The 25,782-nt window shown below is 68.3% G+C and carries 21 protein-coding genes; 11 read left to right on the plus strand and 10 right to left on the minus strand.

Annotated features, from left to right (window positions below; genetic code table 11):
• The 7 genes from nirD to PGN16_RS16845 form a co-directional block, all read right to left on the minus strand.
• Nucleotides 1-333 carry a nitrite reductase small subunit NirD gene (nirD, locus tag PGN16_RS16815; RefSeq protein WP_335310977.1) on the minus strand — a complete coding sequence of 111 codons (333 nt, stop codon included), beginning with the start codon at nt 331-333 and terminating at the stop codon, nt 1-3.
• Between the two features lie 11 nt (nt 334-344).
• Nucleotides 345-2,861 (minus strand): nitrite reductase large subunit NirB, encoded by a 2,517-nt coding sequence (gene nirB / locus PGN16_RS16820; protein WP_335310524.1) that lies wholly within the window; start codon nt 2,859-2,861, stop codon nt 345-347.
• Between the two features lie 239 nt (nt 2,862-3,100).
• Nucleotides 3,101-4,306, minus strand: coding sequence for an alginate export family protein (locus tag PGN16_RS16825; RefSeq protein ID WP_335310525.1), 1,206 nt, complete (start codon nt 4,304-4,306; stop codon nt 3,101-3,103).
• Between the two features lie 58 nt (nt 4,307-4,364).
• On the minus strand, nt 4,365-5,603 hold the full coding sequence (locus PGN16_RS16830; RefSeq protein WP_335310526.1) for a nitrate/nitrite transporter: 1,239 nt from the start codon (nt 5,601-5,603) through the stop codon (nt 4,365-4,367).
• Between the two features lie 206 nt (nt 5,604-5,809).
• On the minus strand, nt 5,810-7,030 hold the full coding sequence (locus tag PGN16_RS16835) for a CmpA/NrtA family ABC transporter substrate-binding protein (protein ID WP_335310527.1): 1,221 nt from the start codon (nt 7,028-7,030) through the stop codon (nt 5,810-5,812).
• Entirely contained in the window at nt 7,027-7,608 is a 582-nt protein-coding gene (locus PGN16_RS16840) for an ANTAR domain-containing response regulator (RefSeq protein WP_333917267.1), read from the minus strand. Before PGN16_RS16840 ends, PGN16_RS16835 begins: the two co-directional genes overlap by 4 nt.
• A gap of 57 nt (nt 7,609-7,665) precedes the next feature.
• Nucleotides 7,666-8,742, minus strand: coding sequence for a LacI family DNA-binding transcriptional regulator (locus tag PGN16_RS16845; RefSeq protein ID WP_335310528.1), 1,077 nt, complete (start codon nt 8,740-8,742; stop codon nt 7,666-7,668).
• A 122-nt stretch (nt 8,743-8,864) separates the two neighbouring features.
• Between PGN16_RS16845 and PGN16_RS16850 the strand changes: the two genes are divergently transcribed.
• From PGN16_RS16850 to PGN16_RS16875, 6 genes are all read left to right on the plus strand, one after another.
• Nucleotides 8,865-12,011: a TonB-dependent receptor gene (locus PGN16_RS16850; RefSeq protein ID WP_335310529.1), complete on the plus strand. Its 3,147-nt coding sequence runs from the start codon at nt 8,865-8,867 to the stop codon at nt 12,009-12,011.
• A 3-nt stretch (nt 12,012-12,014) separates the two neighbouring features.
• Nucleotides 12,015-12,800 carry a SapC family protein gene (locus PGN16_RS16855; protein ID WP_335310530.1) on the plus strand — a complete coding sequence of 262 codons (786 nt, stop codon included), beginning with the start codon at nt 12,015-12,017 and terminating at the stop codon, nt 12,798-12,800.
• A gap of 27 nt (nt 12,801-12,827) precedes the next feature.
• A complete protein-coding gene (locus PGN16_RS16860; protein WP_335310531.1) occupies nt 12,828-15,473 on the plus strand; it encodes a glycoside hydrolase family 3 C-terminal domain-containing protein in 2,646 nt (881 codons plus the stop codon).
• A gap of 147 nt (nt 15,474-15,620) precedes the next feature.
• Nucleotides 15,621-16,817 carry a Na+/H+ antiporter NhaA gene (gene nhaA / locus PGN16_RS16865; RefSeq protein WP_335310532.1) on the plus strand — a complete coding sequence of 399 codons (1,197 nt, stop codon included), beginning with the start codon at nt 15,621-15,623 and terminating at the stop codon, nt 16,815-16,817.
• Nucleotides 16,818-16,823: 6 nt separating this feature from the next.
• Nucleotides 16,824-17,282, plus strand: a complete 459-nt coding sequence (locus PGN16_RS16870; protein WP_335310533.1) for a DUF3833 family protein — start codon at nt 16,824-16,826, stop codon at nt 17,280-17,282.
• 55 nt (nt 17,283-17,337) lie between these two features.
• Nucleotides 17,338-17,559: a hypothetical protein gene (locus tag PGN16_RS16875; protein WP_335310534.1), complete on the plus strand. Its 222-nt coding sequence runs from the start codon at nt 17,338-17,340 to the stop codon at nt 17,557-17,559.
• A gap of 96 nt (nt 17,560-17,655) precedes the next feature.
• Here PGN16_RS16875 and PGN16_RS16880 read toward each other — a convergent pair whose 3' ends face one another.
• The 3 genes from PGN16_RS16880 to PGN16_RS16890 all read right to left on the minus strand — a co-directional run bounded on the left by PGN16_RS16880 (nt 17,656) and on the right by PGN16_RS16890 (nt 20,445).
• The gene (locus PGN16_RS16880; protein ID WP_335310535.1) at nt 17,656-18,723 is read right to left on the minus strand and encodes a 5-(carboxyamino)imidazole ribonucleotide synthase; all 1,068 of its coding nucleotides are present in this window, start codon (nt 18,721-18,723) and stop codon (nt 17,656-17,658) included.
• Nucleotides 18,720-19,196: a 5-(carboxyamino)imidazole ribonucleotide mutase gene (gene purE / locus PGN16_RS16885; protein ID WP_335310536.1), complete on the minus strand. Its 477-nt coding sequence runs from the start codon at nt 19,194-19,196 to the stop codon at nt 18,720-18,722. Before purE ends, PGN16_RS16880 begins: the two co-directional genes overlap by 4 nt.
• 250 nt (nt 19,197-19,446) lie before the next feature.
• Nucleotides 19,447-20,445, minus strand: coding sequence for an LLM class flavin-dependent oxidoreductase (locus PGN16_RS16890; RefSeq protein ID WP_335310537.1), 999 nt, complete (start codon nt 20,443-20,445; stop codon nt 19,447-19,449).
• Nucleotides 20,446-20,711: 266 nt separating this feature from the next.
• Here PGN16_RS16890 and PGN16_RS16895 point away from each other — a divergent pair, with 266 nt between their 5' ends.
• From PGN16_RS16895 to PGN16_RS16915, 5 genes are all read left to right on the plus strand, one after another.
• Nucleotides 20,712-21,377, plus strand: a complete 666-nt coding sequence (locus PGN16_RS16895; RefSeq protein ID WP_335310538.1) for a pyrimidine 5'-nucleotidase — start codon at nt 20,712-20,714, stop codon at nt 21,375-21,377.
• Complete coding sequence (gene dapD, locus PGN16_RS16900; protein ID WP_335310539.1) at nt 21,374-22,201, plus strand: 2,3,4,5-tetrahydropyridine-2,6-dicarboxylate N-succinyltransferase; 828 nt, start codon at nt 21,374-21,376, stop codon at nt 22,199-22,201. The genes PGN16_RS16895 and dapD overlap by 4 nt, the downstream gene beginning before the upstream one ends.
• A gap of 167 nt (nt 22,202-22,368) precedes the next feature.
• Nucleotides 22,369-23,790: a carbohydrate porin gene (locus tag PGN16_RS16905; protein ID WP_335310540.1), complete on the plus strand. Its 1,422-nt coding sequence runs from the start codon at nt 22,369-22,371 to the stop codon at nt 23,788-23,790.
• Nucleotides 23,791-23,880: 90 nt separating this feature from the next.
• The gene (gene glpX / locus PGN16_RS16910) at nt 23,881-24,846 is read left to right on the plus strand and encodes a class II fructose-bisphosphatase (RefSeq protein WP_335310541.1); all 966 of its coding nucleotides are present in this window, start codon (nt 23,881-23,883) and stop codon (nt 24,844-24,846) included.
• On the plus strand, nt 24,843-25,559 hold the full coding sequence (locus PGN16_RS16915; RefSeq protein ID WP_335310542.1) for a CPBP family intramembrane glutamic endopeptidase: 717 nt from the start codon (nt 24,843-24,845) through the stop codon (nt 25,557-25,559). The genes glpX and PGN16_RS16915 overlap by 4 nt, the downstream gene beginning before the upstream one ends.
• Nucleotides 25,560-25,782 lie beyond the last annotated feature (223 nt).

Genomic DNA, 25,782 nt, shown 5'->3' on the forward strand with positions numbered 1-25,782 from the left:
TCAGGCGGCGTCCGCAAGCGGCATGGGGCGGGCGAGCAGGATGCGCTCGCCGTCGCGCCGCACCGCCAGCGTCGGGGTGCAGCCATGGTCGTCGCCCTGCGCCCGGCCGCTGGCTAGCGCGATCCGCCAATTGTGGAGCGGACAGGCCACCGCATGGCCGTGGACGATGCCCTGGCTGAGCGGCCCGCCCTTGTGCGGGCAGCGATCGACCAGCGCGAAGACGTGATCGTCGACGGTGCGGAAGACGGCGATCGGCGTGCCGTCCAGCGTCAGCGTGCGCGCGCCCTGCGCGGGGATGTCGGCCAAAGTGCCGATGTCGAGCCAGTCCTGCATGATCGTCTCCGTCATTGCGCCGCGACCAGCAGCGGCTGGTGCAGATGCGCATCCTCGCCCGTGACGCGCTTCTCCCACGGGTCGTCCTGCATGAAGCGCTGCGAGAAGCGGAAGCGCGCGGCCAGCGTCGGGATCGCGTCGGGATCATCGAGCAGGCTGGACTTGATGTGGTCCATCCCGACGCGTTCGATCCACGGCGCGGTGCGCTCCAGATAGCGCGCCTCCTCGCGATAGAGTTGGATGAAGGCGGCGCAGACCTCCATCGCCTCATCTTCGGTGGCGACCTTGCAGAGCAGATCGGTGGCGCGCACCTTGATCCCGCCATTGCCGCCGACATGCAGTTCATAACCGGAGTCGACGCAGACGATGCCGAAGTCCTTGATCGTCGCCTCCGCGCAATTGCGCGGGCAGCCCGATACCGCGATCTTGAACTTGTGGGGCATCCACGATCCCCAGGTCATCTGCTCGATCTTGACGCCCAGACCGGTGGAATCCTGCGTGCCGAAGCGGCACCATTCCGATCCGACGCAGGTCTTCACCGTGCGCAGCGACTTGCCATAGGCGTGGCCGGACACCATCCCGGCGGCGTTGAGATCGGCCCAGACGGCGGGCAAATCCTCCTTCCTGATCCCGAAGATGTCGAGCCGCTGTCCGCCGGTCACCTTCACCATCGGCGCGTTGAACTTCTCGACCACATCGGCGATCGCGCGCAGCTCCCGCGGGTTGGTCAGGCCGCCCCACATGCGCGGCACGACCGAATAGGTGCCGTCCTTCTGGATGTTGGCGTGCATCCGCTCGTTGACGAAGCGGCTCTGCTGGTCGTCCTTATACTCGCCGGGCAGCGCGCAGAGCAGGTAGTAATTGAGCGCCGGCCGGCACGACGAACAGCCGTCGGGGGTCGACCAGTGCAACTTGTGCATCACCTCGGGGATCGAGCGCATGTCCTGCGCGACGATCTCGCGGCGGACGTCATCGTGGCCGAAGCTGGTGCATTTGCACATCGTCTTGACGGTGCGCTCGCCGCCGTAATCCGCGCCCAGCGTGATCGACAGTAATTGTTCGACCAGCCCGGTGCAGGAGCCGCAGGAGGCGGACGCCTTGCAGGTCGAACGCACCGCGTCGAGGCTGGTCGCGCCGCCGACGATCGACTGGCAGACCTTGCCCTTGGTCACGCCGTTGCAGCCGCAGATCTCGGCATCGTCCGAGAGCGCCGCAACGGCCGCCTTAGGGTCCGCCTGCCCACCCCCGGAGGCGAAGGCTTGGCCGAAGATCAGCACGTCGCGGATCGCGGAGACGTCCTCGCCTTTCTTCAGCAGGTCGAAATACCAGCTGCCGTCCGCGGTATCGCCGTACAGCACCGCGCCGACGATCCGGTCGTCGCGGACCACGACGCGCTTGTAGATGCCGCGGCTGGCGTCGCGCAGCACGATGTCCTCCGCGCCGTCGCCACCCGCGAAATCGCCGGCCGAGAAGACGTCGATCCCGGACACCTTCAGCTTGGTGGAGGTGACCGATCCACGATAGCCGCTGTGCCGGTCGACCAGCCCGTCGGCGAGGCTGCGGCACATGTCCCACAGGGGCGCGACGAGGCCATAGACCTGCCCGTCATGTTCGACGCATTCGCCGACCGCGAGCACGTCGGGGTCTGACGTGACCATATGATCGTCGACCTTGATGCCGCGGCCCACCTCCAGCCCGGCGGTGCGGGCGAGCGCGGTGGCCGGGCGGATGCCGACCGCCATGACGACGAGGCTGGCGGGGATCAGCGTGCCGTCGGCCAGCCGCACGCCCTCGACTCGGTGCTCGCCGACGATCTCGGCGGTGTTCGCCTCGGTCAGGATCACCTGTCCGCGCGCCTCCAGCGCGGTCTTGAGCAGCCAGCCCGCCGATTCGTCCAGTTGCCGCTCCATCAGCGTCTTGGCGAGGTGGATCACCGTCACCTTCATGCCGCGCAGCGACAGGCCGTGCGCCGCCTCCAGCCCCAGCAGCCCGCCGCCGATCACCACCGCGTCGCCTCCCTTGTCGGCGGCGGCGAGCATGTGGTCGACGTCGTTCATGTCGCGGAAGGTGATGACGCCGGGCAGGTCCTTGCCCGGCACCGGAATGATGAACGGATCGGACCCGGTGGCGAGCAACAGCTTGTCATAGCCGACGCTGCGCCCCGACCGTGCCGTCACCGTCTTCGCCGCGCGATCGATCGTCTCGACCGGGTCGCCCGCGATCAGCTCGATTCCGTGGTCGGCGTACCAGTCGTGGCCGTTGATGACGATCTCGTCGAAGGTCTTCTCGCCCGCCAGGACCGGGGAAAGCATGATGCGGTTGTAGTTCACATGCGGTTCGGCGCCGAAGATCGTGACGCGGTAGCGCCCGGCGTCGCGCGCGATCAGCTCCTCGATCGCGCGGCAACCGGCCATGCCGTTGCCGACGACCACCAGATGCTGGCGGTCGGGGAGGGCGGGGCCGTCATCCAACGCGCAGGGTTCCAGCGCCTCCTCGAAATCGACCTTTGCGAAGCCTTCGAAATCCATGGGTCAATGCTCCGGAAACGAAAAAGGCCGCCATGAGGACGCTGGTGAACCCAGCGCCTGCATGGCGGCCTTGCCATCATCGTGAGCGGTAGCGGACGGGCCGCTGACCGAGCGATGCGCCGCCCGCATCCAGCATTGGAGCGGCCAGCCTATGATCGACGGGCTTCGTCGCCCGATCGAATGAGAAGATGCCGTGATTCGCCGCGACCTGCAAGAGCCTTCTCGCAGGCGCAGCATCTTCACAGCGTCCAGTCGGCCTGCAGCCACAATTTGCGGGTGTCGGTGGCGAACCGATCCGCCCGGTAATCGGCGTAGCGGATCGACAGCGCGGTGCGCCCGATCTTGGCGGAGGCGAGCAGATCGAGTTCGTCGCCATAGTGGCGGGCGAGCCGGTCGCTGTCGAACCGGTGGTAGCTGGCCTGTAGCGCGATCGTCCCCAGCCGCGATCCCGTCTTCACGCCGTAGCCGATGTTGCCGTACAGATCGCGCACGCCATCGGGCGGCGTGGTCAGGAACTTGTCCGCCCAGCCCTGGAACTTGAAGGCGGTGGCGAGCGGCGTCTGGAACGAAGTCAGCGCCGCGCCGCGATCGGCACCCAGCACCTCGAAACCGCCGCCGACGTTCAGCGCGGACAGCGCAAGCGCGGCGTCGGCCAGATAATAATCGGCCCGGTAACGGTTGGGATTGCGGTGCCAATCCTGCTGCCGTGCATAGCTCAACTGGTAGCTGAGCTTCGTCTTTCGTGAGAAGGCATAGCCGCCGCTGAAGCGCCCGCCATAGGTCTGGCTCGACAGGCGAAATGCCTGCACCGCCGCCTCGTCCTGATCGACGAGATAGGCGAAGGCGGTGAGCGTGCCGAACCGGGTGCGATAGCCGAGGTTCGCGAACACATTGTCGCCGGACACCGCCGCTTGCCGCGCCCCGCGTCCGTCGATCCCCCAGATCGTGCGCTGCGCCCAAGCATAGGTGAGGTCCACCTTCAACCGCGACAAGGGTGCGATCTCCGCGCGGACGGCGTCGAACGTCTGGCCGTTGTCGCGGAAGCCGATCGCGCCGACGAACCGCTCGTCATCCAGCGCGATCCGCTGCCGCCCGGCGGTGAGCGCGATACCCTTGCCGGCGTAGCGCAGCTGCGCGCGGTACAGCGCGACATTCTGCGGATCGGCCACCAGCGGGCGGGTCTGCGCGCCGTGCAATCCGTCGTAATAGCGGTCGACCACCGCCAGCGTGCCCTGTCCCTCGACCAGCGCCGACAGACCGCCCGCCTTGGCCTCGACCCCGGTGCGGACCCGAACGGTCAGCGCGTCGGCGTCGTCGGCGATCCCGTCCTGCGCGGCATGTTCGTAGCGGGTGCGCGCGTCGACCAGCGGCGACACCGTGACGGTCTGGGCGCACGCCGGCCCGGCGACGGCCAGCGCGGCCGCCGTTGCGATCAGCTTCTCCATGATGTCCCCCGAAGAAACGGGCGGGCGGCGTCGTCGCGCGCGGCCCGCCCCGGCACGATCAGATGCGGACGCCCGCCGCGGCGCCCCAGGTCCGTCGCCATGTCGCCTTGACCAGCGTCAGCCCGCCCAGCGCGACCAGCGCCAGCGCGGCGAAGATCAGGAAGCCGGGCGCAAAGCTGCCCGTCCATTGCTTGGCGAGGCCGAGCGAGGAGGCGAGATAGAAGCCGCCGATCCCCCCGGCCATGCCGACCAGCCCGGTCATCACCCCGATCTCCGCGGCGAAGCGCTGCGGCACGAGCTGGAAGACCGAACCGTTGCCGGTGCCCAGCGCCAGCATCGCGACGACGAAGAACAGCAGCGCGACCTCCAGCGTCGGGGCGATGCCGACCCCCGCCAGCGCCAGCGCCGCGACGACGAACACGCCGGTCAGCGCCTTGACCCCGCCGATCGCATCGGCGAGCGCGCCGCCCATCGGCCGCACCAGCGATCCGGCGAAGACGCAGCCGGCGGTGCAATAACCGGCGGTGACGGTCGTCAGGCCGAAGCGTTCGGTGAAATAGATCGGCAGGCTCGCCGCGAGCCCGACGAAGCCGCCGAAGGTGACGGCGTAGAAGCCCATCAGCCACCAGGCATCGGCCTGCCGCAGCGGCTGGAGATATTCGGTCAGGCTCTTCGGCGCCGGCCGCCCCGGCGCGTCCTTCGCCATGGCGAGATAGGCGATCAGGACGAGGACGAGCGGCACGCAGGCGAGCCCGAGCACCGCATTCCAGCCGAACATTTTCGCAAGTGTCGGCGCGAACAGCGCGGCCAGCACGGTGCCCGAATTGCCCATGCCCGCCAGGCCCATCGCCTTGCCCTGATGCTCGGGCGGGTACCAGCGGCTGGCGAGCGGCAGTGCGATCGCGAAGCTGGCGCCGGCAAAGCCCAGGATCACGCCGAGCGCCACCGTTCCGCCGAAGCTGTTCACGCCCAGCGCCCAGGCGGACAGCAGCCCGGCGATGACGATGATCTGGCTGATCGCGCCCGCCCGCTTCGGCCCGATCCGGTCGACCAGCAGGCCGTTGACGACGCGCAGCACCGCCCCCGCGAGCGTCGGGGTGGCGACCATGAACCCCTTCTGCGCCGGGGTCAGCGCCAGCGTCTTGGCGATGTCCGGGGCCAGCGGCCCGAGCAGCACCCACACCATGAAGGCGAGGTCGAAATACAGGAAGGCGGCGATCAGTGTCGGGGTGTGCCCGCTCGACCAGAAGCCGGTGGCGGGCTTGGCGGGATTATCCTCCCAATATGCGGTGGCCATCGGAAAACTCCATCGGAAAAGGGTTTGTCCTTGCACGGCAAACGCCACCGGCCGCCTCTCCCGATCGGGAAGGCGGTCAGCGGCTTTGCTGGCGAAATCGATGGGGGTGCCCACCCGCGCTGGCGCGGCATCCCGGCTGAACCCGCTGCGTCGCGAGTCAGGACCGAAAGCTGACCGAAGTCGTGTTTCTTCGCAAGTGCAAAATGTCAGCCCTGGTCGCCGCCGATGCGATAGCTGCGCAAATAGCCCGCGACGTCGGCAGGATCGAACACCGCCCCGTCGAAGAAGCGATCCGGACCCAGCGTCAACGCGCCGCGATGCGCGCCGACCGGCATCGGCTGCGTCACCGCGCCCTCCAGCTTCAGGCTGGCGCCCGGCATCGGTTCGCCCATGTCGACCAGCGCGCGGCGATAGATGTCGGAACGGAACACCTCGGCGGCCTGGCGTTCGTGATCGGGGCTGGCGGCGACCATCTTCCAGCGGACCAGTTGCGAATAGATCCACAATGCCTGGCTGCGCCACGGAAAGCCCGCCGCCTCGCGGTGGAACAGCAGCGCGTCGGGGACATCGACCACGCTCTGATCGGCGCGCAAGGTCAGCCGACCCGACAACGCCGGCAGCAGCGCCGCGGCCGGTTGCCCGACATACGCGTCGCGGGCGAGCAATTCGGCCAGCTCTTCGCGGTTCGCGGGATCGTCGCACCAGGCGGCTGCGGCGGTGAGCGCCTGAAGCAGCCGGTCGACGGTGTCGGCGTTCGCCTCCATCCAGTCGCGCCGCATTGCCAGCACCTTTTCGACGCCGCGCTGCCAGATGCACGGGCCGAGCGCCACCGCCTCCGCAAGGCCGTCGGCGATCGCGACGCTGCCATAGGGCTCGCCCGCGATGAAGCCGTCGATCTCCCCGGTGCGCAGCGCTTCGGCCATCAACGACGGCGGCAGCACGCGCAGCGTCACGTCGCGATCCGCGTCGATCCCGGCATAGCCGAGCCAGTAGCGCAGCATCAGCGCATGGCTGGAGAAGCGGTGGACCACGCCGATCACCGGCTTGCGATGATACAGTCCGATCGCCGCCGCGAAATCGTGCGCGCTGCCGATCGGATCGGCGGTGCGCCGGACCACGTCGGGATCGAGCGCGGCGGCGAACCCGCTGGCCATCACCAGCATGTTGCCGTTGATGTTGAGCTTGAACGGCGCGGCGATCGCGGCCGGATGCTGGCTGAGCCCCAGCGTCACCGCGATCGCGAGCGGTGCCAGCATGTGCGCGGCCTGCACCTGCCCGAACACCAGCCGGTCGCGCACCGTCGCCCAGGAGGTGGTGCGCACCAGCGTCAGGTCGATGCCGCGTTCGGCGGCGAAACCCTTTTCGCGCGCGCTGACCAGCACCGCGCTGTCCGTCAGCGGCAGAAAGGCGATCGCCAGCGGCGTCATGCACCGCCCCCCAGCAGCCCGGCCGCGGTGATCAGCGCCTCCGCGACATCGACGATCCGCCGGTTCTGGTTCATCGCGGTCGAGCGCAGCAGCGCATAGGCGTCGGGTTCCGACAGGTTCCGGCTGGTCATCAGGATGCTTTTCGCCTTGTCGATGGTCTTGCGGTCCGCAAGCGCAGTGGTCGCCTCGTCGAGCGCCGCCTGCATCCGCGCGAAGGCGTTGAAGCGGCGGATGGCGAGATCGATGATCGGTTTGACCCGCTCCTTGCGCAGCCCGTCGACGACATAGGCCGACACGCCGGCGTCGATCGCCGCGCCGATCATCGTATCGTCCGATCGGTCGACGAACATCGCGATCGGCCGGGCGAGCGCGCGGCTGACGACCAGCATTTCCTCCAGCGTGTCGCGGCTGGGATCGCCCAGGTCCATCAACACCACGTCCGGCGCCATCCGCTCCAGCCGCGCGACGAAGGCGCCACGCGGCGGCACGACGTGGATGTCGTCATAGCCCGCCTCCCGCAGCCCCTCCTCGAGGACGGTTGCGCGAAGGCCGGTATCGTCAATGATCACGATGCGCAGGACTCGACCCTCCCGCCCGCAATTTGATTGCTGCACCTGCGAGCGTCAATTTGCTATTTAGGGCCTCTCCGGTTCGGGCACGCTGGTGGCGGACCCCCGCACGATCAGTTCGTGGGGCATCATCACGTGTCTGGCCGTCCGGTCGCCGTCGTCAAGAACCTGCGCGAGTTCGGCGAGCAGCATGACGCCGCGGGTGGCCATTTCGGCGATCGGCTGGCGGATCGTCGTCAACTCGGGGTAGGTGGCGGTGGCGATCCAGCTATCGTCGAAACCGCATACGGAGAGCTGCGCGGGGACGTCGAGTCCGAGCCGCCGCGCGGTCATGACGGCCGCTGCGGCCATGTCGTCGTTGCTCGCCAGGATCGCGGTCGGGCGCTCCGGCAGCGTCAGCAGCCGGTCGGCGGCGTCGAGCCCGGTGCGATAGGTGAAATCGCCCTGCGCGACGAGGGCGGGATCCAGCGCGACCCCGGCCGCGTCGAGCGCGGCGACGAACCCGGCCTGTCGCGCATGACTGGCGGCGAGGGCGGGCTCACCGGCGATGAACCCGATGCGGCGATGCCCCAGGGCGAGCAGATGTTCGGTCATCTCGCGCGCCGCGGCGGTTTCGTCGATGAAGATCGAGGAGATGGTCGTCTCGCCCGCATCGGTGGATACCAGCAATCCTGGCAGATCGCAGCCGCGCACCAGATCCAGCAACACCGGCGAATCGCAGAGCGGCGGCGTGAGGATGATCGCGTCGATGCCGCTGCCGATCAGGCTGTTCAGCATCGCGGCATCATCCTCGCCCAGCCGGCACCCCCGCGCGATCAATTGCACGTCCATCAGCGACGCCTGCTCGATCGCACCCATCAGGAAGTCCATGATGTACGAGCTGCGCGGATTGTTGTGCAGCAAGCCGAACCGGAGCTGACGCGCGCCCGACAGCATCCGCGCCGATCGGTTCGGCGTGTAGTGCAGTTCGGCGATGATGCGCACGACCCGCTCGCGCGTTTCCTCGCGCACGGTCAACGGCGCGCTGAGCACGCGCGACACCGTCATCTTGGAGACGCCGGCCTCGCGCGCGATGTCCGCGATCGTCGCCGCGCCGCGGTGACGGGCGCTGTTGCTTTTCGGTTTGCGAGAATTGCCGGCCATTTCATTCGCATCAGCGATTTGTGTGCCTTGGGTCAACAATCAACTCTTGCCTGCTACCGGTATCACTGTTACCGGTAATAAAGATCGGTGAACGGGCCGGTCGACAGGAGGGGATCACGAAGATGCGCGTTCGCATGTGGGAGGCGTTTGCCTGCTCGACGTCGTTGATTGCGGTGGCCATCGCCGCGCCGTGTGCGGTGGCGCAGACCGCCGCCGGGGCCGGGACCGGCGCGCAAACCGCGGTCGCGCCAGCCTCGGATGCCGATGCCGATGCTGATACCGCGCAGGACATCGTCGTCACCGGCGTGCGCGCCAGCCTTGACCGCGCGATCAGCATCAAGCGCAATTCCAACGGCGTGGTCGACGCGATCAGTGCCGAGGACATCGGCAAATTCCCCGACACCAACCTCGCCGAGTCGCTGCAACGCGTCACGGGTGTCTCGATCGACCGCGTCAACGGCGAGGGATCGCAGGTGACGGTTCGTGGCTTCGGGCCCGGGTTCAACCTCGTGACGCTGAACGGGCGCACGCTGCCCTCCGCCAGCGTCGGCGCGATCGGCGCGGGTGACGGCGCCGACTTCGCCACCGGCACCAGCCGGTCGTTCGATTTCTCCAATCTCGCGTCGGAAGGCGTCAACACGCTGGAGGTCTACAAGACCGGGCGCGCCGCCGTGCCGTCGGGCGGGATCGGCGCCGCGATCAACGTCATCACCCGACGCCCGATCGAGGCGCGCGACACCGGCTTCAGCGGGACGATCGGTGCGAAGGCGCTGTACGACACCAGCGCCGACCTGCGGCTGGACAAGGCCGCCAAGGTGACGCCGGAAGTGTCCGGCCTCACCAGCTGGACCAACGAGGACCGCACATTCGGCATCTCGCTGTTCGGCAGCTATCAGAAGCGCAACTTCACGACTCGCGGCGCGACGGTCGCTTACTGGAATATCCGCAGCTACGACCAGTTCCGCGATCCCGGTAATGGCTTCATCAATTCGCAGACCAGGATCACCAACGCGCCGGCGAATGGCGGCCAGCTGGTTGCGGTGCCCAACGACAGCAGCTTCTTCTATTCCGAGGCGCAGCGCGAGCGGATCAACGGCGCGGCGACGCTCCAGTTCAAGCCGATCGAAACCGTTACGATCACCGCCGACGCGATGTTCGCGCAGAACCGCCAGCGCGACGTGCGCACCAACCAGGGCAATTGGTTCAACCGCCCATTCGCGCAGGTGACGTTCGACCAGAACCCGGTGGTCGCCACGACCGAGTTCCTGCAGGAGACGATCGCGGGCGTGAAGGACGCCGGCTTCGCGCAGCAGGATCGCGCGCTGAAGAACCGCCTGCAGGATTACGGCGGCAACATGAAGTGGGAGCTGACCGATCGCGTGACGCTGTCGGTCGACGGTCACTGGGGCAAGGCGGACAGCCTGCCCGACAACCCGAACGGCAACAGCTCGAATATCACCACGATCGCCGCGCCGGTCGTCGCGGCGCAGACCGCCTCCTACACCGGCTATATCCCGGTGCAGACGATCACGCTGAACGACAAGCTGCGCGGGAACGGCAATGGCGTGCTTGACGTTGGCGATGTCGGCACGCAGATGTCGCGCTTCATCCGTTCGTCGCAAAGCCAGTCGATCAAGGAGATCCGCGCCGATCTCGGCTGGCAGCTCGACGAGGCCGGCAGCCGCCTCGACGTCGGCGGCGACCTGCGTAACCAGACGCTCACGCAACGCGCGAACTTCAGCCAGCAGGTGCTCGGCGACTGGGGCGTCAGCAATCCCGGCGACATCGAGCGCACCGCACCGGGACTGCTCGAGGAATTCTGCCTGACGTGCAAGTTCCGTCACTTCGATGCGGGCGCGTCGGGCGCGTCGCTGGTGGCGTTCCGCGCGCCGGGCACTGCGCTGATCAACGCGATGTCGCCGGTCTATGCCGCGCGCGGCAACAACATCTTCTCGACCGGGCAGCAGGATAACCGCGTGCGCGAGAAGATCACCGCCGCTTATGCGCAGCTTACGTGGAAGGCGGATCTCGCCGACCGTCCCGCGACCCTGGTCGCCGGGCTGCGTTACGAGAAGACCGACGTCTTCTCCTCTTCGGTCGTCGCGGTGCCGGCGGCGATCATGTGGACGGCGGACAACGACTTCACCCTGACCGTCTCGAACCAGAAGCAACTGGTGACGCAGACCGGCAGCTACGAAAACCTGCTGCCGTCGATGGATTTCCAGATCGAGATGGCGAAGAACCTGATCGGTCGCGCCTCGTTCAGCCGCACCATCGCGCGCCCCGATTTCGGCAACCTGTTCTCCGCCAGTTCGGTCAGCATCCCGAGCCGCGCCACGGCGGTCGGCGGGTTCGCGCCGGGATCGACCGGCAACGCCAATCTGTCGCCGCTGATCTCCGACAACGTCGATTTGTCGCTGGAATGGTATTACAAGCCGTCGAGCTTTATCTCGTTCGGCTTCTTCGACAAGCGCGTCCAGAACTTCGTCGGTACGGGGCAGACCAGCCAGAATCTGTTCGGCCTGCGCGACCCGGCCAGCGGCGCGGCGGGCACCCGGTCCGGCACGGCCAAGGCCGCGTTGCAGGGGATCGGCGCCGACATCAGCGACGTGAACCTGTTCACGATGACCGCGCTGTTGCAGCAGACGGGGAACATCGCCGCCGCGACGCAGCAGTTCCAGGCCAATCGCGTCAACGGCGCGCTGACCCAGTCGTTCATCGACGACACGCTGAAGGCCGTCGACATCATCGCCAACGCCAGCGATCCGCTATACCAATTCTCGGTCACGCGCCCGATCAACAATCGCGAGGGCAAGATCCACGGGTTCGAAGCGGCGTTCCAGCACTTCTTCGGCGACACCGGCATCGGTGTGGCCGCGGCCTATACCTATGTCCGCGGTGACGTGGGCGTGGATGTCGGCGCCAATCCCAGCGTCGACCAATTCGCGCTTCTGGGGCTGAGCGACACCGCCAACGCGACGCTGATCTACGACAAGCACGGTATCTCCGCGCGACTGGCCTACAACTGGCGCGACCGTTTCCTGCAGGCGACCAATCAGGGCGGCGATCGCAATCCCCTGTTCGTCGAACCGTTCGGTCAGTTGGACATGAACATCAGCTACGACATCTCGCCAAACTGGTCGGTGTCGCTGGAGGGGATCAACCTCACCGAGGAGAGCATCCGCACCTACAATCGCTCGAGCCGCAATCTGGCCTATGCGCAGGAACTCGATCGACGCTTCCTGCTCGGCGTGCGGACGCGCTTCTGAACGATGGGCGGCACGGTTCTTCTCGACCATGTCGATCATGGCGGACTGCGCATCGCAGTCCGCCATGGCACCGCGTTCGGCGACGCGGTCAATCAGATGCTGGTCGTGCCGACCGAGTTCATCGCCGCACAGCGCGACTACCCGATCCTGTTCCGGTTCGCGCCGGATACGCAATTCACCGCCGTCGTGCTCCTCGGACTGGATCGCGACGAGAACCTGTTCCTCGACCGGGACGGCTGGGCCGAAGGCCGCTACGTGCCGGCCGTCCAGCGGCGCGGCCCGTTCGCGATCGACGTTGCGGCCGACGATTCGGAGGATTGGGCGATTCGCGTCGCGCTGACCGATCTCCGGGTCGATGACGCGGAGGGCCGGCCGTTGTTCCTGCCCCACGGCAGCAAGGCGCCATACCTGACGCACGTTCGCGAGGCGTTGTCGACCCTGCACGCCGGAGCGGAACTGGCCGCTGCGATGTATCGCGCCTTCGACGACGCCGGTTTGCTGACCCCGGTGCGCATCGATGTCACCGTCGATGACGGACGGCGCTATGTGATCGACGATTGCTGGGCGATCGACGGCGAGCGGTTGGCGACGCTCGACGGTGCAACGCTCGGGCGGCTCAACCAGGCGGGCTATCTGGCGCTCGCCTTCGCGGCCCATGCCTCGCTCGACAACGTACAGCGCCTGATCGCCTTGAAGAACCGCGTGATCGCCGCGGGGCCGGGCCCGGCGCACCATGATTTTCTCGCGACGTACCGTGCGGACGTCGGCGTCCCGACGAACGCTTCCTGATCCCTGCACTCTATCAAGGACTTGATCATGGCATTCATCAGCCGCTGCTTCCGTTTTCGCAACGCCCTGCTGCTCGGCGTGGCGCTTGGCGTGCCATCGACGGCCATGGCGCAGGTCTACAAGGACCCGGATGCGCCGGTCGAGAAGCGCGCCGAGGATCTGGTGTCGCGCATGACGCTGGAGGAGAAGGCGCGGCAAATGCAGAACGCCGCCCCGGCGATCCCGCGGCTTGACCTGCCCGCTTATGACTGGTGGAACGAGGGGCTGCACGGCCTCGCACGCGCGGGCGAGGCGACCGTCTTCCCGCAGGCGATCGGCATGGCCGCGACCTGGGACAAGGACTTGCTGAAGGCCGAGGGCCGCGTGATCGGCACCGAGGCGCGCGCGCGTTACAATCAGGCGCAGCGCGAGGGCAATGTCGACCGCTATTTCGGGCTGACGATCTGGTCGCCCAATATCAACATCTTCCGCGATCCGCGCTGGGGGCGCGGGCAGGAGACGCTGGGCGAGGACCCGTATCTGACCGGCACGCTCGGCACGGCGTTCGTGGAAGGATTGCAGGGCGACGATCCGCGCTACTTCCTGACGGTCGCCACGCCCAAGCATCTGGCTGTCCACAGCGGACCCGAGCCGCTGCGCCACACCTTCAACGTCGATGTCGCGCCGCAGGACCTGACCGAGACGTACCTGCCCGCCTTCCGCCGCACGATCACCGAGGGTGGCGCCTATTCGTTGATGTGCGCCTATAACGCCATCAACGGCAGCCCGGCGTGTGGCAGCACGATGCTGCTCAAGGACTATGTCCGCGACGCCTGGGGCTTCAAGGGCTTCATCACCTCGGACTGCGGCGCGATCGACGACTTCGTCGCGGGGCATAAGACCCAGAAGAATTGGGAGGGGGCATCCGCGGTCTCGGTCAAGGCCGGTACCGACACCGGCTGCAACTTCCGCGACGAATATCTCGCCATCCCCAATGCGGTCCGACAGGGGCTGCTCTCCGAGCGCGACGTCGACACCGCGGTCAAGCGGCTGATGACCGCACGCATCCGGCTGGGGATGCTCGATCCGGCCGATCGGGTGCCTTTCGCCTCGATCCCCTATGCCGAAAACCACAGCGCGGCGCACCGCGAGGTGGCGTTGCGCGCGGCGCGCGAGTCGATCGTGCTGCTGAAGAACGATGGCGTGCTGCCGGTCGCCGCCTCCGCGCGCCGCGTGCTGGTGGTCGGCCCGGCCGCCGCGAGCCGCGAGGCGCTGAACGGCAATTACAAGGGCACTGCCGTGGGGCAGGCGCTGCCGGTCGACGGCATCGCGGCAGCGCTGGGCGCGGAGCGCGTGACGTTCGCGCAAGGGGCACCGTTCATCGAGCAGGTCGCGGTCACCGTGCCGCGCACCGTCTTCGGCGCGCAAGGCGTGACCGCGCGCTTCTGGAACGGCACCGGCTTCGCAGGGCCGGTGATCGCCACGCGTACCGAGCGCGAGATCGACAATGACTGGAACGGCATCGCCCCGGCGCCCGGCGTCGACAAGACTGCCTTCTCCGCCGAATATGCCGGCACGCTCACCGTTCCGGCCAGCGGCGATTACGTCTTCGAGATCGGCGACCGGCGCTGCGACTGGTCGGAGGATCAACAGACCTATGTGCTGAGCATCGAAGGTCAGCCGGATGTCCGCGCGACCTCGAAATGCTTCACCGGCGTGCCCCTGTCGACGCCGCCGATCCGCATGGAGGCGGGCAAGCCGCGGACGTTCCGCCTTGCCTTCACCCATCATTCGCCGCGGCTGGGAGCGGGGCTGACGCTGACGTGGAAGCCGCAGCCCGATGCCTTGTTGCAGGAGGCGGTGAAGGCGGCGGGCGACGCCGACATGATCGTCGCGATGGTCGGGCTGACCGCCGGATTGGAAGGCGAGGAGATGAAGGTCAACGCGCCCGGCTTCGAGGGCGGCGACCGCACCACGATCGCGCTGCCGGCGGTGCAGCAGCGCCTGCTCGACGCGCTGGTCGCGACCGGCAAGCCGGTGGCGATCGTCGGCGTGTCCGGATCGGCGCTGACCTATGGCGCGGCCGGGGCACAGGCCAAGGCGGTGGTGCAGGCCTGGTATGGCGGCGAGGCGGCGGGGCAGGCGATCGGCGACGTGCTGGCCGGGACGGTCAACCCGTCGGGACGCTTGCCGGTCACCTTCTACGCCTCACTCGACCAGCTTCCCGCCTTCGGCGATTATGCGATGAAGAACCGCACCTACCGCTATTTCGAGGGTCAGCCGTATTATCCGTTCGGCCACGGGCTCAGCTACACCCGATTCGCCTATTCGGGCGTCGGCGTGCGCTCCACGATCCGTGCCGGCCAGCCCGCCGAGGTGGCGGTAACGATCCGCAACACCGGCCCTGTCGCCGGTGACGAGGTGGCGCAGCTCTACGTCCGGCCCGTCGGTCGCCCCGATCTGCCAAAACGGTCGCTCAAGGGCTTCCAGCGCGTGCGGCTCGCCCCCGGCGAGGCACGGCAGGTGCATTTCACGCTCGATCCGCGCGACCTCGCCTTCGCCGATCAAAAGGGCGTGATGCGCGTCACGCCCGGTCGCTATGCCTTGTGGATCGGCGGTGGGCAGCAAGGCACCAACGCACCGGGTGCAGCCGCGGAAATCCGCATCACCGGGAGCAAGGTTCTGCCCAAATAGTCATCGCTTTCTTGCGCCGCCCGCCCCGGCAACAGGTTGTCGGCGGGGCGGGACGGTGCGATAGAGTGCGCGGGTGCTCGTCATGCGCGACGGGCAGGTGTTCATGCCGGTCGGGCCGCCGGCAAGCCTGCGGCGTGGAAGAACCCGATGTCCCGATTGCCCGTCTCTCCGCTGGTGCGGCTGCGTCCGCCTTCTGCGCTGCGTGCCTTTCTGAAGGGCGAGGCGTCGGGCGGGATCGTACTGATGCTGGCGGCGGCGGCGGCGATGATCGTCGCGAACAGTCCGCTGGGCGACGATTATTTCGCGCTGCTTCAGTGGCATGTCGGGCCGCTGTCGGTATTGCACTGGATCGACGACGCGCTGATGGCGTTGTTCTTCCTGCTGGTCGGGCTGGAGATCAAGCGCGAGCTGGTCGACGGGCATCTGTCGAGCTGGTCGGATCGCGCACTGCCCACGATCGCGGCGGCCAGCGGCATGGCGGTGCCGGCACTGATTTACCTGTTCGTGGTGAAGGAAACGCCGGGGCTGGCGCGGGGCTGGGCGATCCCCTCGGCGACCGACATCGCCTTCGCGATCGGCGTCATGGCGCTCCTGGGACCGCGCGTTCCCGCTTCGCTCAAGCTGTTCCTGACCACGGTCGCGATCGTCGACGATATGGGCGCCGTCGTGGTGATCGCACTGGCCTATACCGCGTCGATCGGTGGGCTGGCACTGCTGGCGGCCGCGGCGATCATGGCGGTGATGGCCGCGCTCGGGCGTGCCGGGGTGACGCGTTTGTGGCCGTATCTGCTGCTGTCGGCGGCCTTGTGGGTGGCGGTGTGGATGTCGGGGGTTCATGCGACGATCGCCGGCGTGCTGGCGGCGTTCATGATCCCGATCCGCTGCTCGCCCGGTGCGCCCGACGATGTCCGCTCGCCGCTCCATCGGCTGGAACATGCGTTACAGCCGTGGGTGGCGTTCGTGGTGGTGCCGGTGTTCGGCTTCGCCAATGCCGGTGTCGCGCTGGCGGGGGTCGGAGTGGCGACCGTGCTGCAGCCGTTGCCGCTCGGCGTCGCGGCGGGGCTGGCGATCGGCAAGCAGGTGGGCGTGTTCGGCGCGGTGCTCGCCGCGGTGCGGCTCGGCTGGGTGGCCAAGCCGCGGGAGGCGTCCTGGCCCCAGATTTACGGTGCGGCGCTGTTGTGCGGGATCGGCTTCACGATGAGCCTGTTCATCGGCGGGCTCGCCTTCGCCGACGCGGTGCAGGTCGATGCGGTGAAGATCGGCGTGCTGGCGGGATCCCTGCTGTCGGCGGTGGCCGGCTTCGTCGTGCTGCGGCTGGCGTCGTTTCCTCGCGCGCGGCGTTGAGGCGCGATGCTGCTGTCCCTCGCGCTGGCCGCCGCCAGTCCCGCCACCTTCGATCCGCTGCGCTTCTTCGCGGGGGAGACGCGCGGCACGGCTGTGCTGAAGGTGATCCTGCGCAAGGCGCGCCCGGTGAGCGTGCGCGGCACCGGACGGATCGGCGCGGACGGCGTGCTGACGCTCGACCAGATCGTGACCGAGGGCGACAAGCCGCCGCGACCGCGCCACTGGCAGCTACGCCGGATCGCGCCGGGGCGCTATGCGGGCACGCTCACCGACGCGCGCGGGCCGGTGACGGGCGTGGTGGAGGGCGCAACGCTGCGGCTGGCATTCACCAGCACCGGCGGGTTCCGCGTGCGCCAGACGCTGACGCTGCAACCCGACGGCCGCACGCTCGCCAACCGGCTGGAGGCGCGGCGTTTCGGGATCAGGGTGGCGGTGCTGACCGAGCGGATCGTCAAAGTATCGTGACGGAACGGGGCGGCATCACCGGCGGTTGGCGATGACGAACAATCTGGAGCGAGCGATGACCGACCCCCTGGTGCAGACCCGTCAGCGCGAGATCGCGACCGAGCATCTGTTGTTCAGGCTGATCGAATATGTCGAGGCGAAGCACCCGGGCCTGCTCGACTATCTTGACTACAGCCTCGACCATCTCGGCGATCCGGCCGCCGATGCCACGAAGGACGACGAAGGGGTGCGCAAGATCGCGCGGCGCATGATCACGGGCGCGCGGCGGGACCGGTAGCCCCGTCGCCCCGGACTTGATCCGGGGCCCCGCTTCTTCCTCGGCGCTCGCGTAACGAAGCGGTATCCCGGATCAAGTCCGGGATGACGGTGGCCGTCAGCGCGTCAACCGCGTGACATGCCCCATCTTGCGGCCGTCGCGCGTCTCGCGCTTGCCGTAGAGGTGCAGGTACGTATCGCGCGCCGCGACATAATCCGGCCAGCGCTCCCAGTCGGCGCCGATCAAATTCTCCATCTCCGCGCCCTGTGCGACCAATGCCGTGTCGCCGAGCGGCAGCCCGCAGATCGCGCGGACGTGATTGGCGAATTGCGAGGTCGCCGCGCCCTCGATCGTCCAATGCCCCGAATTGTGGACGCGCGGCGCCATCTCGTTGAACACCGGCCCTTCGGCGCTCGCGAAATATTCGCAGGTCAGCACGCCGACGTGGTCGAGGGCATCGGCGATCCGCCCGGTCAGCGCCGCCGCCTCGGTCCATTGCGCAGCGATCTCGGCGGGCGCGGGCAGCGTCGAGCGGTGCAGGATGCCGTCGCGATGCTCGTTCCACGGCGGGGGGTAGCTGGTGATGGTGCCGTCGCGCCCGCGCACCAGCACGATCGAGAATTCGTGGCTGAACTCGACGAACGCCTCCAGCACCGCCGGGCCGCCGATCGCCTCCCATGCTGCATCGGCGTCGGCGGGCGAGTGGAGGCGCGTCTGCCCCTTGCCGTCATAGCCGAAGCGCGTCGTCTTGAGCACCGCCGGGCAGCCGATCGTCGCGATCGCCGCGTCCAGCTCCTCGCGCGACGCGACCGCCTGCCAGCGCGCGGGGCGTCCGCCGACCTGCTCGACGAACTGCTTCTCGCGCACGCGGTCCTGCGCCACGGCAAGGCTATGCGGCGACGGATAGACCGGCACGCGCTCGGCGAGCCATTCGACCGGTCCCACCGCGATATTCTCGAACTCATAGGTGACGACGTCGCATTGCGCGGCGAAGTTGGCGAGCACCACCTTGTTGTGGTAATCGGCGCGGGTCAGCGACGAGGCGGTTTGCGCCGCGACGCTCTCGCGATCGGGAGCGAGGACGTGCGTGCGATAGCCGAGATCGGCCGCCGCGCTGGCGATCATGCGGCCGAGCTGCCCGCCGCCGAGGATGCCGATCGTGCTGCCGGGGGCGATCACCGTCATGCCGGATCGACCGCGACGCCGTCGGTCTGCTTGGCGCGCCACGCCTGAAGCCGCTGCGACAGCGCGTCGTCGGACAAAGCGAGGATCGACGCGGCGAGCAGCGCGGCGTTGATCGCGCCGGCCTTGCCGATCGCCAGCGTGCCGACCGGAATGCCGCCGGGCATCTGGACGATCGAGAGCAGGCTATCCATGCCCTTCAACGCCTTGGATTCGACCGGCACGCCCAGCACCGGCAGATGCGTCATCGACGCCGCCATGCCGGGCAGATGCGCCGCGCCGCCCGCGCCGGCGATGATGACCTTCAGCCCGCGGTCTGCCGCGCCGGTTGCGTAGTCATAGAGCCGCTGCGGGGTGCGATGTGCGGAGACGACCTTCGCCTCATACGCAATGCCGAGCGCATCGAGCGTCTCGCTCGCATGACGCATCGTTTCCCAGTCCGAGGTGGAGCCCATGATGATGCCGACGTGCGCCATCGCGTGCGGTTAGCGGGGTGGGGCGGGTAGGGCAATCGGCAAAGTTCACGAAATGTCGGCCCCGCGCAATAATGGAAAACGTCGCAGCCCGGACGCCGTCGCCCCTGCGCAGGCAGGGGCCCATGTCTGTAAAGTCCATTGCGCAAGTCTGACACACGAAACACCGCTATGTGTCAGGCGATCACCCGGACGACACAGACATAGGCCCCTGCCTGCGCAGGGGCGACGGCGTATGTTGCGGCGTCGAGGCTCACGCCGCGAGCGGCAATTCCCGCATCGCCTCTGCCGCCAGCGCGATCGAGTGGCGGCGCGCCTGATGGTCGTAAACCGCACTGGTCAGCATCAACTCGTCGACCCCGGTGCGCGCGACAAACGCCGCGATCCCGCGCGCCACCTCGTCGCGTGTGCCGATCGCGCTCGCCGACAGCGCATGGTCGAGGATCGCGGCGTGCTGCGGCGGCAGCGAGGCGCGATAGCCCGGCACCGGCGGCTTCATCCGCCCCGGATTGCCGGTGCGCAGCGCGACGAACTGCTGCTGCTGCGAGCTGGCGAGCAATTCGGCCTCCTCATGCGTGTCGGCGGCGAAGACGTTGAACCCCGCCATCGCATAGGGCTTGGCAAGCGCCGCCGACGGGCGGAAATCGCGCCGGTAGATGTCGAGCGCCTGGTCGAGCGCGTCGGGCGCGAAGTGCGAGGCGAAGGCATAGGGCAGCCCCAGCATCGCGGCGAGCTGCGCGCCGAACAGGCTGGAGCCGAGGATCCACATTTCCGGCTTCGCGCCTGCCCCCGGCGTCGCGGTGATGCCGGTGCGCCCGTCGTCGGCGAAATAGCTTTGCAGCTCGACGACATCGCGCGGGAACTCATTGGCGTCGCTGGAAAGATTGCGGCGCAGCGCATGCGCGACCCGCTGGTCGGAGCCGGGCGCGCGGCCGAGCCCCAGGTCGATCCGGCCGGGGAAAAGCGCATCGAGAGTCCCGAACTGCTCGGCGATCTGCAGCGGCGCGGAATTGGGCAGCATGATCCCGCCCGCGCCGATGCGGATGCGGCTGGTCGCCTGCCCGACATGCGCGATCACCACCGCGGTCGCCGCCGAGGCGATCCCGGTCATGCCGTGATGCTCGGCCACCCAATAGCGGTTGAAGCCGAGCTGCTCGGCATGTTGCGCGAGGTCCGCGGCATTGGCGAGCGACTGCGCGACCGAGCCGCCCTCGGTGACGGGGACGAGGTCGAGAAGGGAATATCGGGTCATATGAGGGAAGTGGGGATGGTGGCGGAGGTTCGCCATATCGATGCGGCTTGGGACGTGGAAAGCAGAGCTTGATGGCTCGCGCAGAGGCGCGGAGATGGTGCAGCTGCGGCGCAGCCACCTTTTCCAACGAAGGTCGCGCATCTGACGGCTCGGCTTCGTCGGGGGCTGCCGTCTCTGCGCCTCCGCGCGAACAAACACCTCTTCTTCGCGTCGTCGCGTGAAGCCCCGCTTTGCGCCCGCCGCCAAAGCCACTAAAGCGCCGCGCCATGCACCCGGCCTTCGCGCACGTCGATACGTGGATCTTCGACCTCGACAACACGCTCTACCCGGCGCGTGCCGACCTGTTCGCGCACATCGACCGGCGGATGACCGCGTTCATCGCCGACTTCCTGAATGTCGACTCCATCGAGGCGCGCCGCATCCAGAAGGAATATTTCCTCGGACACGGCACCACGCTCGCCGGGCTGATGGCGGATCACGAGGTCGATCCGCCCGCCTTCCTCGCCTATGTCCACGATATCGAGATGGACGCGCTGGAAGAGAATGCCCCGCTCGCCGCCGCGCTGGCACGGCTGCCGGGGCGCAAGCTGGTCTTCACCAACGGCGACCGCCCCTATGCGCTCAAGGTGCTGGAGCGGCTCGGGCTCGGGCAGAGTTTCGAGGCGGTCCACGACATCGTCGCAATGGACCTGACGCCGAAGCCCGCCGCCAGCGCCTATGCCGGGCTGTGTGCCGCGTTCGACATCGACCCGACCCGCGCCTTGTTCGTCGAGGACATGGCGCGCAACCTCAAACCCGCCAAGGCGATCGGGATGACCACCGTCTGGGTGGACAACGGGTCCGAGCAGGACCACGACGCCGACCGATCCTATGTCGACCACCGCGTGACCGACGTCACCGCGTGGGTCCAGTCTGTTTTGGAGGACCAATGACCGCCGAGCTTTCCGCCACGATCGACGCCGCGTGGGAGAACCGCGCCGAGCTGGGGCTGACCACCGGGGGCGAGGTGCGCGTCGCGGTCGACCGCGCGCTGGCGCTGCTCGACGCCGGGCAGGCGCGCGTCGCCGAGCCGGACGGCAATGGCGGCTGGCGCGTCAACCAATGGCTCAAGAAGGCGGTGCTGCTCAGCTTCCGCCTCAACGACAACGCGCTGATCGATAATGGCCCGGGCGCGGGCCATTGGTTCGACAAGGTGCCGAGCAAATTCTCGGGCTGGAGCGAGGCCGAGTTCCGCACCGCCGGCTTCCGCGCGGTGCCGGGCAGCGTCGTGCGGCGCGGCGCGTTCGTCGGCAAGGGCGCGATCCTGATGCCGAGCTTCGTCAACATCGGCGCCTATGTCGGTGAAGGCACGATGGTCGATACCTGGGCGACGGTCGGCAGCTGCGCGCAGATCGGCAAGAACGTCCACCTCTCGGGCGGTGCCGGTATCGGCGGCGTGCTCGAGCCGTTGCAGGCCGATCCGGTCATCATCGGTGACGGCGCGTTCATCGGCGCGCGTGCCGAGGTCGCGGAGGGCGTGCGCGTCGGCGAGGGCGCGGTGCTGTCGATGGGCGTTTATCTGGGTGCCTCGACCAAGATCATCGACCGCGAAACCGGCGAAACCTTCCGCGGCGAAGTGCCGCCCTATGCGGTGGTCGTGCCCGGCTCGATCGGCGGCGGCGACGGCAAGCCGGCGCTGTACTGCGCGGTGATCGTCAAGCGCGTCGACGCGCAGACCCGCAGCAAGACCAGCATCAACGACCTGCTGCGCGACTGATCCTCTCGTCATTGCGAGCATAGCGAAGCAATCCAGGGCCGGACCAGGACGCCCTGGATTGCTTCGCTTGCGCTCGCAATGACGAGCCGGATTGCACCCCCCGCGAACCTTTCCTGCGCTTCTTCGTTGCCGGCACGTAACGACAAAGAAGAAGGTCGCGAGCGTAGATGAAGACGGGGCTTTTCGCCGCCGCCGCGTTGCTGGTGGCGGGTGCGGCACAGGCGCAGCAGGTCGACATCGGCGCCTCGCCGCCCGACGACCCCAATGCGCCGAAGCCGGGTGCAAGTGCGACGACCCGCTCCGGCGATACGCAGCGCCAGCCGCGCACCCCGGCCGTGCGCCGCCCGCGCGACACCTCGCCCTCGTCGCTGGTCGGCGACACGCAGAGTTCGCCGCCGCCGGGACTGATCGGCGACTGGCAGGAAATCCGCACCCGGCTCGGCCGGCGCGGCATCGGGCTGACCGCGCGCTATGCGTCGGAAAGCGGGTATAATGTCAGCGGCGGCGACCGGAAGCTGTTCCGCGAAACCGGGCAGTTCGACGTCGGCGCTTTGCTCGACATGGAGAAGCTGGCCGGGATCAGCGGCGGCGCGGTGCAGGCGACGGTGACGTGGCGGCGCGGGTACGACCTGACCACCGATGCCGGGCTGAACACGCTGCAACAGGTGCAGGAAATCTACGGCCGCGGGCAGACGGTGCGCCTCACGCAATTGTGGTGGGAGCAGAAGATCGGAACGCGGACCGAGGTGAAGCTGGGCCGCACCAACCCCGGCGAGGATTTCGCGGCCTTCTCCTGCCATTTCATGAACCTCAGCTTCTGCGGCGCGCAGCCGGGCAATCTGGCCGGCGATTACTGGTACAACTGGCCGGTCAGCCAATGGGGCGCGCGGGTGCGCGTCGCGCTCGACGACGACCGCTACGTGCAGGGCGCCGTGTACGAGATCAATCCGCGCAATCTCGAGAATGACTTCTTCGTCGGTCACTTCCACGGCGCGACCGGCGTGCTGATCCCGGTCGAGACGGGGGTGAGCCGCGGCGGTGATGACGGCAAGGTCGGCTCGTACAAGGTCGGCGGCTGGATCGCGACCGCCGACGGCGACGACGTGCTGCTCGATCGCAATCGTCGCCCGATCGTGCTGACCGGGGCGGAGCCGCTGAGCCGATCGGGGCGCTACGGCGTCTATTTCACGATGCAGCAGCAGCTGACCGGCACGTCGAAGGACGGAAAGTCGCTGACCGGGCTCGGCATCTTCCTCAACGTGACGCAGACCGACCGCAAGACCAGCGTCACCGACAATCAGGTATCGCTCGGGCTGTTCTACAAGGGGCTGGTGCCCGCGCTGCCCGGCGACGTGCTGGGCGTCGCGGTCGCGCGCACCAACGTCAACCGTCGCGCGGCCCGCGCCGACGAACTGGTGCCGGGCACGCCCGTGCGCGACGCCGAATATGCCGCGGAGGTCTATTACAGCCTGCATCCGATCGACTGGCTCGAACTGCGCCCGAACGTGCAATGGGTGCACCAGCCCGGCGGCGTGCGCGACGCGTCCGATGTCGGCGTCGTCGGTCTGAAAGCGGCGCTGACGCTCTGAAGGCGGTGTTGTAAAACACGTAAAACAAAATGCCTCGACACCGTCATGTGGCGCGCCTATCCGGGACGTATCAGAGAAGAAGGACTTCCCATGCCGACTGCCAGCAAGGTTCTCGACCGTGTGCTCGTGCTGGAGATGGTGCGCGTCACCGAAGCCGCGGCGATCGCCGCCTCGACGCTGACCGGGCGCGGTGACGAGAAGGCCGCCGACGCCGCCGCCGTCGAGGCGATGCGCGCCGCGCTCAACGAACTCGACATCGACGGCACGGTGGTGATCGGCGAGGGCGAGCGCGACGAGGCGCCGATGCTGTTCATCGGCGAGAAGGTCGGCAGCGGGCAGGGGCCGGCGATCGACATCGCGCTCGATCCGCTGGAGGGCACGACGATCTGCGCCAAGTCGGGGCCGAACAGCCTCGCGGTGCTGGCGATCGCCGAGGCCGGCGGGCTGCTCAATGCGCCCGACGTCTATATGGACAAGCTGGCGGTCGGCCCGGGGCTGCCCGCCGGGGTCATCGACCTCGATCGCACCCCGACCGAGAATATCGCGGCGATCGCGGCGGCCAAGGGCGTCGCGCCCAAGGACATCATCGCCTGCGTCCTCGACCGTCCGCGCCACGAGGCGCTGATCGCCGAGCTGCGCAGCATCGGCTGCGGCGTGGTGCTGATCGGCGACGGCGACGTCGCGGGCGTGATCGCGACCAGCGACCCGGACACGACGATCGACGTCTACATGGGCTCGGGCGGCGCGCCGGAGGGCGTGCTGGCCTGCGCGGCGCTGCGCTGCGTGGGCGGGCAGTTCAAGGGCCGGCTGCTGTTCCGCAACGACGACGAGCGCGCCCGTGCGCGCAAATGGGGGATCGAGGATCTCGACCGCCAATATGATCTCAAGGATCTGGCGAAGGGCGACTGCATCTTCGCGGCGACCGGCGTCACCGATGGCTCGCTGCTGGAAGGCGTGCGGCGCGTCGGCGGCAAGATGACCACCGAGAGCGTCGTGATGCGCGCCTCGTCGGGCACGGTGCGCTGGGTGAAGGGCGAGCACCGCCTCGACCAGTGACCGTCGCCGCGCTGGCGGTCGCGCTGGCCAGCCTCGCGCTGCTGCTGCACGGCGGGCGCCTCGGCTATTGGCCGCGCCCGCCCGCGGTCGCGCCGGGGGCGGTGCGGCATCGCTGGTTCGCGCGGCTGGCGCTGCGTTCGCTGGTGCATTTCGGCGGCGTCGCCTTACTGTTGCTGGCGCTGCTCGGGCGCGTCGAGACGATCTGGCGCTTACCCGCGGAACTGGAGCCGGCGCGCGAGCTGGCGGTCGCGTGGGTCGGGCAACCGGGCTGGCAGCCGTTGGCACTCGGGGCCTTGGCCGGGGTGGCGATCGCGGCGGTGCTCGAACGCCGCGGGCGGCGCATGACGCTCGGCGATCTACGCGCGGTCACGCCGATGCGGCGCGCCGAACTCGGCTGGGGTGTGCTCCTCGCGGTCGAGGCGGGGGTGACCGAGGAATTGTTCTTCCGCCTGCTGCTGCCGTTGCTGATCGCCGGCGCGAGCGGATCGGCGCTGCTGGGGTTCGCAGGCGCGACCGCCGCGTTCGGCTATGCCCATAGCTATCAGGGCTGGCGCGGCGTGATCGGCACGCTGATCGCGGGCGTGTTGCTGACGCTGGTCTATCTGGTGTCGGGGCGACTGTGGGCGGCGATGCTGGTCCACGCCGCGATCGATCTCAACGGGCTGGTGCTGCGCCCGGTGCTGGCGGGCAAGGTGCGGCTTTTCGGTGCGTGAGGTCGATCGCCGACCGGTTTACCATCGACGACGATCGATCCCTTTGAAGGGAATGCCATCAACAGAATCCGTCATTGCGAGCGTAGCGAAGCAATCCAGGGCGTCCTGATCCGGCCCTGGATTGCTTCGCTCCGCTCGCAATGACGGATGCGCGACCGTTCCACCCCGATCCCGACCGGCAATGCCCCAACCTTGCCCGAATCGCCCGAATCCCCTATCTGCC

Source organism: Sphingomonas phyllosphaerae (genome assembly GCF_036946485.1).
Classification (GTDB): domain Bacteria; phylum Pseudomonadota; class Alphaproteobacteria; order Sphingomonadales; family Sphingomonadaceae; genus Sphingomonas; species Sphingomonas phyllosphaerae_E.

Coding starts and splice junctions, on each gene's coding strand:
- nirD (WP_335310977.1), bottom strand. CDS start 333: ATGCAGGACTGGCTCGACATCGGCACTTTGGCCGACATCCCCGCGCAG.
- nirB (WP_335310524.1), bottom strand. CDS start 2,861: ATGGATTTCGAAGGCTTCGCAAAGGTCGATTTCGAGGAGGCGCTGGAA.
- PGN16_RS16825 (WP_335310525.1), bottom strand. CDS start 4,306: ATGGAGAAGCTGATCGCAACGGCGGCCGCGCTGGCCGTCGCCGGGCCG.
- PGN16_RS16830 (WP_335310526.1), bottom strand. CDS start 5,603: ATGGCCACCGCATATTGGGAGGATAATCCCGCCAAGCCCGCCACCGGC.
- PGN16_RS16835 (WP_335310527.1), bottom strand. CDS start 7,030: ATGACGCCGCTGGCGATCGCCTTTCTGCCGCTGACGGACAGCGCGGTG.
- PGN16_RS16845 (WP_335310528.1), bottom strand. CDS start 8,742: ATGGCCGGCAATTCTCGCAAACCGAAAAGCAACAGCGCCCGTCACCGC.
- PGN16_RS16850 (WP_335310529.1), top strand. CDS start 8,865: ATGCGCGTTCGCATGTGGGAGGCGTTTGCCTGCTCGACGTCGTTGATT.
- PGN16_RS16855 (WP_335310530.1), top strand. CDS start 12,015: ATGGGCGGCACGGTTCTTCTCGACCATGTCGATCATGGCGGACTGCGC.
- PGN16_RS16860 (WP_335310531.1), top strand. CDS start 12,828: ATGGCATTCATCAGCCGCTGCTTCCGTTTTCGCAACGCCCTGCTGCTC.
- nhaA (WP_335310532.1), top strand. CDS start 15,621: ATGTCCCGATTGCCCGTCTCTCCGCTGGTGCGGCTGCGTCCGCCTTCT.
- PGN16_RS16870 (WP_335310533.1), top strand. CDS start 16,824: ATGCTGCTGTCCCTCGCGCTGGCCGCCGCCAGTCCCGCCACCTTCGAT.
- PGN16_RS16875 (WP_335310534.1), top strand. CDS start 17,338: ATGACCGACCCCCTGGTGCAGACCCGTCAGCGCGAGATCGCGACCGAG.
- PGN16_RS16880 (WP_335310535.1), bottom strand. CDS start 18,723: ATGACGGTGATCGCCCCCGGCAGCACGATCGGCATCCTCGGCGGCGGG.
- purE (WP_335310536.1), bottom strand. CDS start 19,196: ATGGCGCACGTCGGCATCATCATGGGCTCCACCTCGGACTGGGAAACG.
- PGN16_RS16890 (WP_335310537.1), bottom strand. CDS start 20,445: ATGACCCGATATTCCCTTCTCGACCTCGTCCCCGTCACCGAGGGCGGC.
- PGN16_RS16895 (WP_335310538.1), top strand. CDS start 20,712: ATGCACCCGGCCTTCGCGCACGTCGATACGTGGATCTTCGACCTCGAC.
- dapD (WP_335310539.1), top strand. CDS start 21,374: ATGACCGCCGAGCTTTCCGCCACGATCGACGCCGCGTGGGAGAACCGC.
- PGN16_RS16905 (WP_335310540.1), top strand. CDS start 22,369: ATGAAGACGGGGCTTTTCGCCGCCGCCGCGTTGCTGGTGGCGGGTGCG.
- glpX (WP_335310541.1), top strand. CDS start 23,881: ATGCCGACTGCCAGCAAGGTTCTCGACCGTGTGCTCGTGCTGGAGATG.